Source organism: Streptomyces sp. NPDC051018, assembly GCF_044456085.1.
Classification (GTDB): domain Bacteria; phylum Actinomycetota; class Actinomycetes; order Streptomycetales; family Streptomycetaceae; genus Streptomyces.
This window is the reverse complement of sequence record NZ_JBITFN010000012.1, coordinates 71678-86533: the sequence shown is the minus strand read 5'-3', so window position 1 is coordinate 86533 and position 14856 is coordinate 71678. Positions and strand designations below refer to the sequence as shown.

Below are 14856 nucleotides of genomic sequence, written 5' to 3'. Positions count from 1 at the left end.
TTCCCTGGATTGACAGCATTCTGTCGTCATGACAGTCTTCTGTCATACTCCCTGGGGAAGCCGAGGAGGACACACACCATGGACACCACGACCACCGGCACGGCCGACACGACCACGGGCACGACCGCCCGCACGGCCCGTACGACCGTTCATCTCGCCGTGTACGACACCTTCGCCGACTGGGAGACGGGCCACACGACCGCGCATCTCACCCAGCACGGCTTCACCGTCCGTACGGTCGGGCCCACCACGGCCCCGGTCACCACTATGGGCGGTATGCGGATCCAGCCCGACCTGGCGCTCGCCGATCTCGACCCCGCCGACAGCGCGCTGCTGATCCTCACGGGCGCGAGCACCTGGGACACGGGCGACGAGCTGGCGCCGTTCGCGGCGAAGGCGCGGGCGTTCCTCGACGCGGGTGTCCCGGTCGCCGGGATCTGCGGGGCGACGGCGGGGCTGGCGCGCGAGGGCCTGCTCGACGACCGCGACCACACCAGCGCGGTCTCCTTCTATCTCGCCGCCACCGGCTACGGGGGCGGCGACCGCTACCGCGAGGCCGACGCGGTCACGGACGGCGATCTGATCACGGCCGGACCGACCGAGCCGGTCGCCTTCGCGCGTGAGGTCTTCGCCCGGCTCGGTGCGTACGAGGGCGACAAACTGGACGCCTGGTACCGCCTGTTCCATGACTCCGACGCCTCCGCGTACGCCGTCCTCGAAGGCGGGGACGGCGGCGAAGGCGGCGACGGCGGCGACGGGCCTGAGGACGCCGAAGACCCGGCGGCCGTGGCGAGCGCGGCCGGCCCGGCGGGACCGGCGGACGGCGATACGGCCGACGGCGATACGGCGGGCCACAACGGACCGGCCGGGGCATGAGCCGCGAGGAGCAGGACCTGCTCAGCCGTACGGCCCTCGGAGTCTTCCGGCTGAACGGCCAGTTCCTCGCCGTCTCCGAGGAACTCGCCCGACCCGCCGGACTCACCGCCGCCTGGTGGCAGGTGCTCGGCGCCGTCCTGCGCACACCGCTGCCGGTGGCCGGGATCGCCCGGGAGATGGGCATCACCCGCCAGAGTGTGCAGCGGATCGCGGATCTGCTCGTCGAGCGCTCTCTCGCGGTGTACGAACCCAATCCCGCCCATCGCAGAGCCAAGTTGCTCCGCCTCACCGACGAAGGCCGGGAGGCGATCTCCCGAATCGAGCCGGGGCACGCGGAGTTGGCGGCCCGGCTGGCCGCCGTACTGGGACCGGAGGAGTTCGCACGGACCGCGCAGACGCTGGAACGGCTGTCGAAGGCCCTGGACACGATCACGGAGCCCTGAACCCGGAGACCTGGCGGTGTTTCACGTGGAACCGAACCGGAACGGCCAGGTCCAGGGCGGAACAGCAAGGTCCGGGCGGGATGGCCCGGTCCGGACCCGAACAGCCAGGTCCGAAGCCGGGACGCCTGACCGCCGGGTCACCGGGTCACCAGGTCACCGGAACGTTCTGGGCCTGACGGACGCCCGGCCCAACTGGCGGGAACGGGCCGCCCGACCGAGCCCGGCCCGGCCGGAGCGGGCCCGGACCTGGACCCGGCCGACCCGGCGGGACCGGGTCCCGTCCGCACGGGTGCCGGGACAGCCGTCGCCCCGCCCGGATCAGCCGCCGTCCCGGCATGGCCGTATGTCATCGGCCCGGCCCGCTCCCGCCAGGAGCGCACGGCGCCCGGTCCAGGAGTCCACGGCGCCCGGCCGGGGACGCGAAGGACAAGCGGGCCGCGGGCGTGGGGGATAACGACCCGGGGCGCGGGGGATAACGGGTCGGGCCCGGGTTGCAGGGGCCCGCGCGCGCGACCGGCCGCGCAGCCTATCCTCGATTCCGTCCGGCACCATGGGGTGGTTCGGAAATCGGGGTTCGGGGTTCACAGGGTTTCGGGGGACATGCGGCCATGGATCAGCTGGTGCCGGGGGATCCGCAGCACATAGGCGGCTACCGGCTGCTCGCCCGCCTCGGCGCGGGCGGCATGGGCCAGGTCTTTCTCGCACGCAGCGACCGGGGCCGTACGGTCGCCGTCAAGCTCGTACGGCAGGAACTCGCCGCGCAGGAGACCTTCCGTGAGCGCTTCCGGCAGGAGGTGCGTTCGGCCCGGCGGGTCGGCGGCCAGTGGACCGCGCCCGTCCTGGACGCCGACACCGAGGCACCGGTCCCCTGGGTCGCGACGGGATATGTCGCCGGTCCCCCGCTGAACGCGGTGGTGTCCGGGGACCACGGGCCGCTGCCCGAGCGTTCGGTACGTATCCTCGCCGCCGGTCTCGCGCACGCGCTCGGATCGATCCACACCGCCGGACTGATCCACCGCGACCTCAAGCCGTCCAACATCATGATCACCATCGACGGCCCGCGCGTCATCGACTTCGGTATCGCACGCGCCCTGGAGACGGCCGCCGACGGCGGGCTCACCCGCACGGGCGCGCTCGTCGGCTCGCCCGGCTTCATGGCCCCCGAGCAGGTCCGCGGCGAACCGCTCACCCCGGCGGCCGACATCTTCTGTCTGGGCTCGGTCCTGATGTACGCGGCGACCGGGCGGCTCCCGTTCGGTACGGCTCAGAGCGCCGGGCACGCGCTGATGTTCCGTATCGCCGAGGAGGAACCGGATCTGACGGGTCTTCCGATCGGTCTCTACGACCTCGTCCAGCACTGTCTGGACAAGTTTCCGGGGCGACGGCCGGGGCTGGAGGAGATCCTGGCGCGCACGGCGACCCAGCCGAGCCATGAGCCCTGGCTGCCGGGGGCGCTGATCGCCCAGCTGGGCCGTCACGCGGTCCAGCTGCTGGAGGTGGAGCACGCGGCCCCGGCCGGCGCTCCCGTAACCCCCTCCTCGCACGCGCCCGCGGCAGGGGCCGCGGCACCCGCGCACCACCCCGCCCAGCCACCGGCCCTCAACCCCGCACCCGACCGCGGACCCGGACCCGGTTCACGCCCTGCTCCCGCTCCCGGCCGCAGTGCTGCTCCCGGTCCCGGCCCCGCTCCTCGCGGCGGCGGCAGTCCGTCTCCGCCGCGCCGGCCGGAACCCGCCCCCTACAGCCCGCCGACCACCACCCGCTCGCGCCGCGCGCCCGCCGACCGGGGACGGGTGGCCGCCCTGGTCGGGATCGGCGCCGCGGTGATCGCCGTTCTCGCGGTGGCGGCGGTCCGCGCGCTCGGCGACGGCAAGGACCCGGCTGACGACCCCAAGCAGGGTTCGTCGGCATCCACCACCCCGCGTGCGTCCTCCGGCACGGTCCCGCCCGCGGACGGCCATGTGCCGGCGCACTTCCTCGGCACCTGGCGGGCGACTTTCGAGACGGCGGACGGCAGCAACGAGCGGTTGATGACGATCATTCAGGGCCGCACGGATGAGACGGTCATGACGCTGACCGGCAGCGGCCCCTCGTACGACTGCACGTGGTCGGCGAAGCTCCAGTCGTCGGAGACGGACCTCAATCTCGGCCCGACCAAGGTCCTGTCCGGCGATCCCACCAAGTGCTCGCCCGGCCAGTGGAGCCGTCTGGAGATGCCGGACAGCACCACGATCGTGCGCGAACTGGTCGGCTCGTCCGGTGCCCCCCTGCGCTACACCAAGCAGCAGTAGGTCCGCCGACGGCCCCGGCGCCCAACGCCTCGGACGTTGGCGGCCCCGGCGCCCAACGCCTCAGACGTTGATCGCGTACACATACCGGTCGAGCGGGTACTCGTTGAGCGACCAGATACGGCCCGCTCCCCCGGTGTTCTGGTAGCTCACGTCCTCCGGGCCGACGGGCAGCCGCTGCCGGCTCGCGGCCACGGCGGTATGGCCGCGCGGACGGGCGGTCTTCAGATACCCCCGGCCCCTCCCGTTGCTCACGGACAGGTAGTACGTCCCGTGGGCGCTCACCGCACCCTGGATCTGGTTGCCCCGGTCGATCTCCACGGCCGGGCGGGAGGTCAGCGATCCGAGAAGGCCGTACCGGCTCGCCGGGTTGAGGTTCCAGCGGACGACGTCCGTCCTGCGGCGGCGGTGGAACTCGCTCACCACGAGCGAGTGGGGTGTGGTCGTACGGTCCAGCGCCACCTGCGAGAACTTCAGCCGGTCCCTGGGGCCCGTCAGCCGGTAGATGCGGCTCTGCGGCAGCACATAGCCGTTGTTGAAGGCGTGGTAGCGTCCGCCGACCGACCCGCAGAGGTCCGGGTCGAAGCCGGTGGCGCGGAACATCCGGTCGGTGTCGAAGACCCGCAGGGCCCGCAGACCGCTGTCGGCCACATACAGCCGGTGCCGGTACCAGGCGATGCCCCCGGCGTGTATCTCCACGGGCTCGTAGGTGTAACGCGTCGAGGGGCCGACGCGCACCGCGCGGGGCTCGACCAGCAGGACATGGCGGTACCTCGGGGCGCTTCCGTCGGCGTCGACGAACGTGACCTTGGAGCCCTGGTAGTAGTTGGCGCCCTTGCCGTACCAGGAGACGAGCAGGGTGTCGTCACCCGTCGCCCCGTCGGCGTCATGGACACCGGTGATCCCCTGGGGGTACCACAGGGTGTCCTCGACATCCCGTCCGTCCCAGGTGAACGCCTTGGCCAGCCCCCTGGGCGCGTTGGGGAACGACGTGGTGAACCGTCCGGTCCGGTCGAGGTCTCCCAGCACGTCCGTCAGCCGGGCCGGGGGCAGGCCCGCCGCCCTCAGCCCGCGGATCGCCGCGTTGAACGAGCCGCCCGCGCCCGAGGTGACCCGCCTCAGCACCAGCCGGGCGCCCGGCGCCGCCTCGGCCGTACCGGTGAACAGCCCGCCCGCCGCGGCGGCGAGCGGGGCGGCGGCGAGACCGCGCAGCAGGTTCCTCCTGCTGGTGCCCGTACCCGTGCCGGTGATGTCCGTGTCGTTGGTGTCCGTGCCGTTGTCGGTGATGGTGTCCGCGTCCGTCGTCATGTCCATGCGCGGGGACACTAGTTCCGGAACTGACCCTTCCGTCCGTATTACGCCTGTCCGGGACATGTCCCGGACGGCACCGGGCCGACCTGCTGAACCGGTACCGGCCAACCGGCACCGCCCCACGGGCGCCGACCCAACCAGCGCCGGAGGCCCCGCCCCTGACGGCTTTCCGCCGGGCGCCGGGGCACCGCGGCCCGCCGGAGCCCCGGCGCGGAACCGGCGGCGCGGAACCGGCGAACAGAGAAGGCATCAGGACCTTGACCTCAATGAACCTTGAGGTTTTACGGTCCTGCGTATGAGCATGGAGATGACCGGCTGGAGTCAGCTGTACAACATGAAACGCGCCGATCAGGGGCAACGCCCCCTCGCCCGCGCCACCTTCCGGCGGATCATGGGCTTCGCCCGGCCCCACCGCCGCCGTATCGTCCACTTCGTCCTTCTCAGCGTCCTCGGCGCACTGCTCGCGGTCGCCACCCCCGTACTCGCGGGGCGGGTGATCGACGCCATCGTGTCCGGTGACGCGCCGGGGACCGTCGTCCGGCTCGCGCTGCTGATCGCGCTGATCGCGGTCGTGGAAGCCGCGCTCGGCCTTCTCGAACGCCGGCTGTCGGCGACCCTCGGCGAGGATCTGATCCTCGATCTGCGGCGGGCGGTCTTCGACCATGTGCAGCGCATGCCGGTCGCGTTCTTCACCCGTACCCGCACGGGCGCGCTCGTGAGCCGGCTCAACAACGATGTGATCGGCGCTCAGCACGCCTTCAGCAGCACGCTCTCCGGTGTCGTCAGCGATGTCGTCACCCTGGTGCTGACACTCGCCGTGATGCTCACCCTGTCGTGGCAGATCACGCTGCTGGCCCTGGTCCTGCTGCCGGTGTTCGTCGTCCCCGCACGGCGGATGGGCTCCCGGATGGCACGGCTCCACCGGGAGGCCGCCGAGGTCAACGCGGCCATGGGAACCCGTATGACGGAGCGTTTCTCCGCGCCCGGAGCCACGCTGATCAAGCTGTTCGGACGGCCCGGGGCGGAGTCCCGGGAGTTCGCGGAACGGGCGGGCAGGGTACGGGACATCGGCATCCGGACCGCGATGGCGCAGTACACCTTCATGACCGCGCTCACCCTGGTCTCCGCGCTCGCCCTCGCCCTCGTCTACGGCCTCGGCGGCTACTACGCCCTGCGCGGCACCCTGGAGCCCGGCGCGGTCGTGGCGCTGGCGCTGCTGCTGACCCGGCTGTACGCGCCCCTCACCGCGCTCGCCGGGGCGCGCGTCGAGGTGATGAGCGCCCTCGTCAGCTTCGAGCGCGTCTTCGAGGTCCTCGACCTCAAGCCGCTCATCGACGAGAAGCCCGGCGCCCGGGAGGTGCCGGAAGGGCCCGTGGCCGTGGAGTTCGACGGCGTGCGCTTCGGCTACCCCTCGGCGGACAAGGTCTCGCTCGCCTCCCTGGAGGAGGTCGCCACCCTGGACACCCGGGGCGGCGACGACGTCCTGCGCGGGATCTCCTTCCGCGCCGAGGCCGGGCAGACCGTCGCCCTCGTCGGTTCCTCCGGCGCGGGCAAGTCGACCATCGCCGCGCTGCTGCCACGGCTGTACGACACCGACGAGGGCACGGTCCGCGTCGGCGGTGTCGATGTACGGGAGCTGTCCGCCGGCTCCCTGCGGGCCACCCTCGGCATGGTCACCCAGGACGGGCATCTCTTCCACGAGTCCGTACGCGAGAATCTGCTGCTGGCCCGGCCGGAGGCCACGGAGGAGGAGCTGTGGGACGTGCTGAGCCGGGCCAGGCTCGACGCTCTGGTGCGGTCGCTGCCCGACGGGCTCGACACGGTCGTCGGTGAGCGCGGCTACCGGCTCTCGGGCGGTGAGCGCCAGCGGATGACCATCGCACGGCTGCTGCTCGCCCGCCAGCGGGTCGTCATCCTCGACGAGGCGACCGCCCATCTCGACAACACCTCCGAGGCGGCCGTCCAGGAGGCGCTGACCGAGGCCCTGGAGGGCCGCACCGCCGTGGTGATCGCCCACCGGCTGTCGACCGTCCGCGCCGCCGATCTGATCCTCGTCGTCGAGGGCGGCCGGATCGTGGAACGCGGTACGCACGAAGGGCTGCTGGCGCGGGGCGGACGGTACGCGGAGCTGTACCGGACCCAGTTCGCGAGCGCGGACAGGGGCCCGGGGCAGGGAACGGACGGGACGACCGGGACCGGGGAGACGGCAGGGCCCGCACCCGACCGCATGTCAATCAAGGTTGACGAACCCCTCCTCGTCAACCCAGGATGACAGGCACGGGCCGGTACCCACCGGCCCGTGCCGACGCCTGCCGGAGGGAACGCCCGCCATGCCGCGACCGCGCACCACTCGTACCGCCCGGGGACCCCGAGCCGCCCGGACCGTCCGCACCGCCCTCGCCTCCCTGCTCGCGCGCACGCCCACGCCGTCCCCGATCCCTCCGCCCTCCCGCATGCACCTGCCCCTCCGTACCCGGCAGCTGCTCATCGGCGGCGCGGTCGCCGGCCCGCTGTTCGTCACCGCGTTCGCCGTCCAGGGTGCGCTGCGCGAGCACTACGACTGGCGGCGCCATCCGGTCAGTTCGCTCGCCCTGGGCGACCTCGGCGCGGTGCAGACCGCCGGTTTCCTCGTCACCGGCACGCTCGGCCTCGGGCTGGCCGCCGGACTGCACCGGGTGCTCAGCCGACGGGGCGCGCCGGGCTGGGGCCCCCGGCTGGTCGCCGCTTGGGCGGTCGGGCTGCTGGGGGCGGGGGCCTTCGTCACCGACCCGGTCTCCGGATACCCGCCGGGCACCCCCGAACGGCCCGCCGCCTACAGCGGCACCGAAGCCGCGCTGCACGACGCCTTCTCGCTCCTCGCCTTCGCCGCGCTCACGGCGGCCTGCTCCGTCTTCGCGCTGCGGTTCGCGAGGGAGGGCGAGCGCGCCCGGGCGGCCGGTTCGGCCGTCGCGGGGGCGGTCGTCGCCACGGCGTTCGTCCTGTCCGCCATGGGCTTCGACCACCGGGCCGGGCTGGCCGGCACCGCCGGGCTGTTCCAGCGCCTGTCGATCACGGTGGGGTGGTGCTGGCTGAGCCTGCTGGCCCTGGATCTGCTCCGCCGGGACCCGTACGTACGGGAGGACGGGGGTTCACGGTGAACGCCCCGCCCTCCGCAGCCACGCGGTCACCCGGCCACCTGGTCACCCGGACCGGGCGGCCGGAAGGCTCCCGCCGGGACAACGGGCCGCTCAGGCCGCCGGACCACCCAGGGCCCCGGAGCCGCCCGGCCCTTCAGGCCACCGGAGCCGCGCCGGGTCACCCGTACCGAGGGGCCTCCCGGACCCTCCGGGCCGTACGGCCGGCAGGCGCCCACCGCCGTCACCCGGATCCGTTCGGCCGGGCCGGCTCCCGCCTTGCCCACCTGACCGCCCGGACTGTCGGACACACCGGTGGCTCCCGGCCCCTCGGGCCACCGAGGGGCCCAGGAGCCACCCGGGCCGCCGGGCCGCCGGGCCCAGAGCCATCCCGGCCGACCGAACCCCTAGAGGTCCTCGGCCACCGCGAGCCAGACGTCGTTGGCGGCCCCGGCGCCGGTGCAGGTGTACTGGATCAGATTGCGGCCCTGGCCCACACCACCGGAGACGTTGAGGCACTTGCCGCTGGACCTGGCCACGATCTGGTAGCCCGTACCCTTCGGCTCGAAGCGCCACTGCTCGTTGGCCGCGGTGCCGCAGGACCACTGGATGATCTGGGCGCCGTCCGCGTTGCCGCCGCCCTTGACGTTCAGACACAGACCGCTCTCCACGGAACGGAAGCGGTAGTAGCCGCCACCGGTCGCCTCCGGCTCCCAGCGCTCGTTCGCCGTCCGTGAGAGCGGCCACTGGATGATCGCGGCGCCGTTCTCATGGGACGCGCCCCTGACGTTCGCGACCTGGCCCGGGTCGCTCGCCAGCCGGAGGGTGACCTGCTGGACGTCGACGGACGCGGCGCGGGGCGCGGCGGCGCGCTCGGCGGATCCGGCGGCGGCCGGGCCGGGGAGCCCCAGGGCGAGGGCGGCTCCGGCCGCGACCAGGACCGCGCTCGTCTTCAGTGCAGTACGCATGACCACTCCCATTTCACTGTCGGTTACTGACGATCGCCATACGTAACCAACACCACGGTGGGTAGTCCCGTGTTCTCCTCAAAGGAGTAAAAAGACGTATGGGCCGACAACCTCGGCGGATCGGCCGTACGGGGCCACCGGCCCAGGGGCCGGAAAGCGCGGCGGGCCCGGCTCCCCTGACTCGGGGAACCGCGCCCGCACCACCACTACCGCCGAAGGACCTGGCTCCGGCCCCGGCGTCCTCCCGGGATCCGCCGTGCCGGACCGCCTTCGACCGGACCGACCTCAGGGGCCCGCCGGACCGACCTCAGAGGAACGAGTTGATCTCGATCGTCTCCGTACGCCCCGGACCGACACCGATCGCCGAGATCGGCGCGCCCGACATCTCCTCCAGCGCCTTCACATACCCCTGCGCGTTCTTCGGCAGATCGTCGAAGGTCTTCGCCTTGGTGATGTCCTCGGACCAGCCCGGCAGCATCTCGTAGACCGGCTTCGCGTGGTGGAAGTCCGTCTGCGAGTACGGCAGCTCCTCCACGCGCCTGCCGTCGATCTCGTACGCGACGCAGACCGGGATCTGCTCCCAGCCGGTCAGCACGTCCAGCTTGGTGAGGAAGAAGTCGGTCAGGCCGTTGACCCGGGTCGCGTACCGCGCGATCACCGCGTCGAACCAGCCGCAGCGGCGGTCCCGCCCGGTGGTCACACCCCGCTCGCCGCCGATACGGCGCAGCGCCTCGCCGTCCTCGTCGAACAGCTCCGTCGGGAACGGACCGGCGCCGACACGGGTCGTGTACGCCTTGAGGATGCCGATGACCCGGGAGATCTTCGTCGGGCCGACGCCCGAACCCGTGCACGCGCCGCCCGCCGTCGGGTTCGACGAGGTCACAAAGGGGTACGTGCCGTGGTCCACGTCCAGCAGCGTGCCCTGGCCGCCCTCGAACAGGACGACCTTGCCCTGGTCGACGGCCCGGTTCAGGATCAGCGTGGTGTCGGCGACGTACGGCCTGATCTGCTCCGCGTACTGGAGCATCTCGTCGACGATACGGACCGGCTCGATCGCCCGGCGGTTGAAGACCTTGGCGAGGAGCTGGTTCTTCGACTCCAGCGCCGCCTCGACCTTCTGCTCCAGGATCGACTCGTCGTAGAGGTCCTGGACGCGGATGCCCACGCGGTTGATCTTGTCGGCGTACGTCGGGCCGATGCCCCGGCCGGTCGTGCCGATCCGGCGCTTCCCGAGGAACCGTTCCGTCACCTTGTCGAGTGTGACGTTGTACGGGGTGATCAGATGAGCGTTTCCGCTGATCAGCAGCTTGGACGTATCGACACCCCGGTCATTGAGCCCGCTCAGCTCGGAGAGCAGGACGGCCGGGTCGACCACGACCCCGTTGCCGATGACCGGGGTGCACCCCGGTGAGAGGATCCCGGAGGGGAGGAGGTGCAGTGCGTACTTCTGGTCGCCGACGACGACCGTGTGGCCGGCGTTGTTGCCGCCCTGGTAGCGCACCACATAGTCAACGGATCCACCGAGCAGGTCGGTGGCCTTTCCCTTGCCCTCGTCACCCCACTGAGCACCGAGCAGCACAAGTGCGGGCACAGGCGTACACCCCTTCCGGGCGGGGCATGTCCAAGGTCAGGGGGCCTCAGCCTGCCTGAGTTGCCTGAGTCATCGGACCGGTTGCCCCGGAATAGACGAAGCCCCTGGCGCAATAGCGCAAGGGGCTCTTGCACAAAGATGCTACCCGAGGAAGGACCGAGGTGTCGGCTCACGACCAGCTGCTGGTGGTCATCGACCCGGTCGCCCGCCGAAGTGACGGCGAGTCCGTGCGGATCGCGAAAGATGTGCTGTGCGGCGGGTCGGAGGCGAAAATCTGCCTTCCGGAGGGCCCGGAGGAATTCGCGCGGGCGCTGGCCCGCAGGGGTTCACGGCGGCCGGTGGTCATCGGCGACGACCGCGCGCTGCTGCGCGCGGTGGCGCTTCTGCACCGGGACCGGTGGCTCGGGGACGGCGCCCTGTCGCATGTCCCGGTGGGCCCGGCGGTCGATCTGGCGCACTCCCTCGGGGTGCCGCGCGGCGCGGTCGCCGCGGCGCGGGCGGTGCTGGACGGGGTCGTCCGCAGACTCGATCTGCTGGTGGACGAGAGCGACGGGGTCGTCGTGGGCGATGTCACGATCCCGGCGGGCCGGGCACCGGGCGGACTGGTGCCGGGCTCGCTCTGGTCGGTGTGCCGCACCCTCGTCCGCGGGCTGGTCAACCCGGCCCCGCCGCCGGTGACGCGCCCGCACCGGCTGCGGGTCGAGGCGGACGGGGTCCTCCTCGCGGATCTGGACCAGGAGACCGTTGCCCTGACCGTCCGTACGGCCCACGGCCGCGCGGAGGTCACGGTCCAGCCCCGGCCCCCCGCGGAACCGGTGACCGCGAAGGCCCTGACGGTCACGGTCTCGGGCCCCGACTTCCGCTATCGCGCTGACACCCTGATCACGGGCCCGGTCCGCACCCGCACCTGGACCCTGCGGGCGGGTGCGTGGGGGCTGACCCTGCCGTAGCCGCGGGGCGGGGGGAAGGGCGGGCGCTCCGGCGGGGCGGGGCGCTCCGGCGGGGCACGTGCCGGCCCCGCGGTGGGGGCCCGGGCTCACGGCGCGCGTGTTCGTGCCGTTCGTGCCCGGGGAGCTGTCGGGTACGGGCGGGGCCACTGGCCGGTCGCAGGCTGCCGTACCGGCGCGAGGGGGATGTCCGGCTCTACGGGACCCGGCTCTCCGCCCGCCCCCTTCCGGCCCGCCCGGCTCCACGCGAGCCCCGCTCTGCGCGGGTCCGGCCCTGCGCGGGTCCGGTCCTGCGCCCCGCCCCGCTCTACGTGGGTCCGGTCCACGCGCGTCCGGCCCTGCGCGGGTCCGGTCCTGCGCCCCGCCCCGCTCTACGTGGGTCCGGTCCACGCGCGTCCGCCCCTGCGCCCCGCTCTACGCGAGCCCCCGCTCTACGTGGGCCCGGTCGGGCCGAGCCCGGTGAACAGGGACCGGGCCACCATGTCAGCGCCCTGCGCCGGGGTCAGCTCCGGCATCTCGTGCGAGGCGATGTTGGTGAGGTGGACGAGCAGGGAGCGGGCCCAGCGGTCCGGAAGGCCGGGCCGGATGACTCCCTCGCGTACCGCCCGGACCACAAAGGCGTCGAGTTGCCCCACCAGCCCGCGAAGACGGGCGGCCACGGCTTCGTCCCGTGCCTGCTGGAGATCCACCGGCCAGCGCCGGCTGACGGTGATGATGCCCTCCGCGTACCGGTGCAGCGCCACCACCACCGGCGCCTCGTCCAGCCGCGCCTGCGCGAGGACGCTCTCGCAGGCGTCGAGCTTCGCCGCATGGACCGCGGCCATCAGCGCCTCGCGGGTCTCGAAGCGGCGGTAGACCGTGCGCCGGTCGACACCCGCCGCCGCCGCGATCGCCGCGATGCTCGTACCGGGATCGCGCGCCAGCAGGCGTGCGCCGGTCGACAGGACCGCGTCCAGATTCCGTGCCGCGTCAGCTCTCATCGTGACGGGAGCATACGCACGAGTGCGGCCGATCCTCCAATAAGTGCCACATCTCACTTGCGACTCCCCGAATAACTGTCACATCATTGTGTCAGTTGTTCGCCGGTCGCGTACCCCTTCGCGCCGTGCCCCACCTCTCCAGGAGTCGCGTGTGAGCCCGGTTCAGTTGTCCGAGAAGTTGAGGACCGTCCTCGATTCCAGGGTTTCGTCACCGTGGCGACCCTCCGGCCCGACGGCAGCCCGCACCAGTCGGTGGTCTGGGTCGGACGGGACGGCGACGACGTGTTCTTCGTGACCGGGATCGACAAGCTCAAGGTGCGCCATCTGCACCGCGACCCCCGGCTGAGCATGGCGGTCAGTCCACCGGACGAGCCCTACGCGTACGCGGTGATCAGCGGCGCCGGGCGCTTCGAGAGCGCGGGCAGCCGGGACCGTATGGACGAGCTGTCCGTCAAGTACACGGGCCTGCCGTACGCCGAGCACCACCCCGAGTCGGCGGCCGTCCTCCCGGAACTGGTCACCGTCCGCCTCACCCCCGAGAAGATCGCGGCGAGGTTCCTGTGAACCGGACCGGCACCGCGGCGAAGCCCGGCGACACCACAGCCGGGACCGGCGACACCACAGCCAGGGCCACCGGCACCGCGACCAGGACCGGCGGCACCGCACCCAGGACCAACGACACCGCACCCAGGACCTGTGTCATCACCGGCGGCACTGACGGCATCGCCGAGCGGCTGCTGGCCGCTCGCTGAGCAGCCCCCGGGCTCCCGTGGCCGCTCCAGGGCCGCCCGCGGGTGCCGTGGCAGACTCGGGGCGCCCGATTCACCGAGCCGTTGGCGGAGGAAATCTTGCGTCGCGTGGAACCCCAGGTCCGCATCATCGCCCGGCCCGAGCTGGACTACGACGAGGTCGCGGGCTATCTCGCGGAGGTCGGCGGGGAGAGCTGGCTGGAGCGGGTGGACCGCGGGGAGCTGGACGACGCGCAGAACCTCGCCGAGTTCGCCGGCCGTATCTGCTACCGATCCTGGGAGCCGGGGCTGAACCCGAACGTGAAGCGGATCCGCGCGAACCAGGACACGTATCTGCGCAACATCCTGGCCGGCGCGCACGGTTCGGTCCTGGAGCATGTGAACTTCACCTTCGTCCTGCACGACGTCAGCCGGGTCGCCACCCATGAACTCGTCCGGCACCGCGCGGGAACCGCCGTGTCGCAGGAGTCACTGCGGTTCGTCCGGCTCGACGATCTGCCGTTCTGGTTCCCGGAGTGGGCCGAGCGGGACGGCGAGCTGATGGAGCGCGCCACCGCCCTGCTGGAGCAGATGGAGGCCTTCCAGCTCTGGATGGCCGAGCGCTTCGGTCTGGACGAGGAGGACACGCGCTTCGGCGAGAAGAAGGCCAAGACCTCCTTCATGCGCCGGTTCGCCCCCGAGGGCGTCGCGACCGGCCTGGTATGGACCGCCAACGTCCGGACCCTGCGGCACGTCATCGAGAACCGTACGGCCCCGGGCGCGGAGGAGGAGATCCGGCTGCTCTTCGGCAGGGTCGGGGAGCTGATGACCAAGGAGGCCCCGGCGCTGTTCGGGGACTACGAGGTCGAGGACGGCGCCTGGGTACCCGGCTGGCGCAAGGTCTGAGCCGTACGGGTCCGGTGCGGCGGACCGCGCCCCCGGCCCCTCGGGACCCGGCCCCGCGCCCTCGCGCCCGGCCGACCCGGCTGCGGCGACCCCGTACCCCCGTACCCTCACCCCTCAGGCGCGGGTCCGCTCACCCGCCGGCGCCTTGAGTACCGCCGCGCCCTCACTCCGGCCCGAACAGCTTCTCCCGGTGAGCCCGCCAGCGCTCCATCATCAGCGGCAGCTCCCGCTTCACAAAGGCGAAGAACTCCATCGTCTCGGTCAGCCGCTCCCCCGCCGGGGACTCCTGGCCGAGACTCTCGACGCCGTCCCGCAGCGTGTCCTCCCAGCGCCGCATGATCTGGTCGCGGCTGGTGAGTGCCTCGTACCACTGGTCGGCGTGGACGCGGTAGCGCTCCCGCCGTGAGCCCGGCTCCCGCTCGCGCGAGACCATATGGACCTGCGCGAGATAACGCACCGCGCCGGAGACCGCCGCCGGGCTGACCTTCAGCTGCTGACCCAGCTCCGCCGCCGTCATCACCCCGGTGTCGGAGGCGAGGGTCGCCGCGAAGACCCGCGCCGGCATCCGGGCCATGCCCGCCTCCACCAACTGCGCGGCGAAGCGCTCCACGAAGGCGGAGACCACCGCCTCGTCGCGCCCGCGTGTCGTTGACCCGGGCGACACCGACTCGGGCGAGGGCTGCTCAGTCATGCTTTCGATCCTCT

The 14856-nt window shown here is 72.5% G+C and carries 13 protein-coding genes and 1 pseudogene; 9 read left to right on the top strand and 5 right to left on the bottom strand.

Features of this window, described 5'->3' with window-relative positions; translation table 11 throughout:
• Window positions 1-78: 78 nt before the first annotated feature.
• The 3 genes and pseudogenes from ACIBCM_RS21530 to ACIBCM_RS21520 all read left to right on the top strand — a co-directional run.
• Window positions 79-723 (top strand): annotated as a pseudogene (locus ACIBCM_RS21530) (DJ-1/PfpI family protein); the annotation flags it as partial.
• Between the two features lie 149 nt (window positions 724-872).
• Window positions 873-1319 carry a MarR family winged helix-turn-helix transcriptional regulator gene (locus ACIBCM_RS21525; RefSeq protein WP_399245495.1) on the top strand — a complete coding sequence of 149 codons (447 nt, stop codon included), beginning with the start codon at window positions 873-875 and terminating at the stop codon, window positions 1317-1319.
• A gap of 608 nt (window positions 1320-1927) precedes the next feature.
• Window positions 1928-3610, top strand: a complete 1683-nt coding sequence (locus ACIBCM_RS21520; RefSeq protein WP_399245493.1) for a serine/threonine-protein kinase — start codon at window positions 1928-1930, stop codon at window positions 3608-3610.
• Between the two features lie 60 nt (window positions 3611-3670).
• Here ACIBCM_RS21520 and ACIBCM_RS21515 read toward each other — a convergent pair whose 3' ends face one another.
• On the bottom strand, window positions 3671-4921 hold the full coding sequence (locus tag ACIBCM_RS21515; protein WP_399245491.1) for a hypothetical protein: 1251 nt from the start codon (window positions 4919-4921) through the stop codon (window positions 3671-3673).
• Between the two features lie 298 nt (window positions 4922-5219).
• Between ACIBCM_RS21515 and ACIBCM_RS21510 the strand changes: the two genes are divergently transcribed.
• Together ACIBCM_RS21510 and ACIBCM_RS21505 are read left to right on the top strand one after the other, a co-directional pair.
• Complete coding sequence (locus ACIBCM_RS21510; RefSeq protein WP_399245742.1) at window positions 5220-7190, top strand: ABC transporter ATP-binding protein; 1971 nt, start codon at window positions 5220-5222, stop codon at window positions 7188-7190.
• A 181-nt stretch (window positions 7191-7371) separates the two neighbouring features.
• Entirely contained in the window at window positions 7372-8055 is a 684-nt protein-coding gene (locus ACIBCM_RS21505; protein ID WP_399245489.1) for a DUF998 domain-containing protein, read from the top strand.
• Window positions 8056-8438: 383 nt separating this feature from the next.
• Here ACIBCM_RS21505 and ACIBCM_RS21500 read toward each other — a convergent pair whose 3' ends face one another.
• Window positions 8439-8999 carry an RICIN domain-containing protein gene (locus ACIBCM_RS21500; RefSeq protein ID WP_399245487.1) on the bottom strand — a complete coding sequence of 187 codons (561 nt, stop codon included), beginning with the start codon at window positions 8997-8999 and terminating at the stop codon, window positions 8439-8441.
• Between the two features lie 307 nt (window positions 9000-9306).
• On the bottom strand, window positions 9307-10590 hold the full coding sequence (locus ACIBCM_RS21495) for an adenylosuccinate synthase (RefSeq protein ID WP_399245485.1): 1284 nt from the start codon (window positions 10588-10590) through the stop codon (window positions 9307-9309).
• Between the two features lie 161 nt (window positions 10591-10751).
• Here ACIBCM_RS21495 and ACIBCM_RS21490 point away from each other — a divergent pair, with 161 nt between their 5' ends.
• Complete coding sequence (locus ACIBCM_RS21490) at window positions 10752-11540, top strand: diacylglycerol kinase (RefSeq protein ID WP_399245483.1); 789 nt, start codon at window positions 10752-10754, stop codon at window positions 11538-11540.
• Between the two features lie 428 nt (window positions 11541-11968).
• Here ACIBCM_RS21490 and ACIBCM_RS21485 read toward each other — a convergent pair whose 3' ends face one another.
• Window positions 11969-12517: a TetR/AcrR family transcriptional regulator gene (locus tag ACIBCM_RS21485; protein ID WP_399245482.1), complete on the bottom strand. Its 549-nt coding sequence runs from the start codon at window positions 12515-12517 to the stop codon at window positions 11969-11971.
• Window positions 12518-12730: 213 nt separating this feature from the next.
• Here ACIBCM_RS21485 and ACIBCM_RS21480 point away from each other — a divergent pair, with 213 nt between their 5' ends.
• From ACIBCM_RS21480 to thyX, 3 genes are all read left to right on the top strand, one after another.
• On the top strand, window positions 12731-13081 hold the full coding sequence (locus tag ACIBCM_RS21480; protein WP_399245480.1) for a PPOX class F420-dependent oxidoreductase: 351 nt from the start codon (window positions 12731-12733) through the stop codon (window positions 13079-13081).
• Window positions 13078-13269 (top strand): hypothetical protein, encoded by a 192-nt coding sequence (locus ACIBCM_RS21475; RefSeq protein WP_399245478.1) that lies wholly within the window; start codon window positions 13078-13080, stop codon window positions 13267-13269. The genes ACIBCM_RS21480 and ACIBCM_RS21475 overlap by 4 nt, the downstream gene beginning before the upstream one ends.
• A gap of 105 nt (window positions 13270-13374) precedes the next feature.
• Window positions 13375-14151 (top strand): FAD-dependent thymidylate synthase, encoded by a 777-nt coding sequence (thyX, locus tag ACIBCM_RS21470; protein ID WP_399245476.1) that lies wholly within the window; start codon window positions 13375-13377, stop codon window positions 14149-14151.
• A 163-nt stretch (window positions 14152-14314) separates the two neighbouring features.
• Here thyX and ACIBCM_RS21465 read toward each other — a convergent pair whose 3' ends face one another.
• The gene (locus ACIBCM_RS21465) at window positions 14315-14842 is read right to left on the bottom strand and encodes a GbsR/MarR family transcriptional regulator (RefSeq protein ID WP_399245474.1); all 528 of its coding nucleotides are present in this window, start codon (window positions 14840-14842) and stop codon (window positions 14315-14317) included.
• Between the last annotated feature and the right edge of the window lie 14 nt (window positions 14843-14856).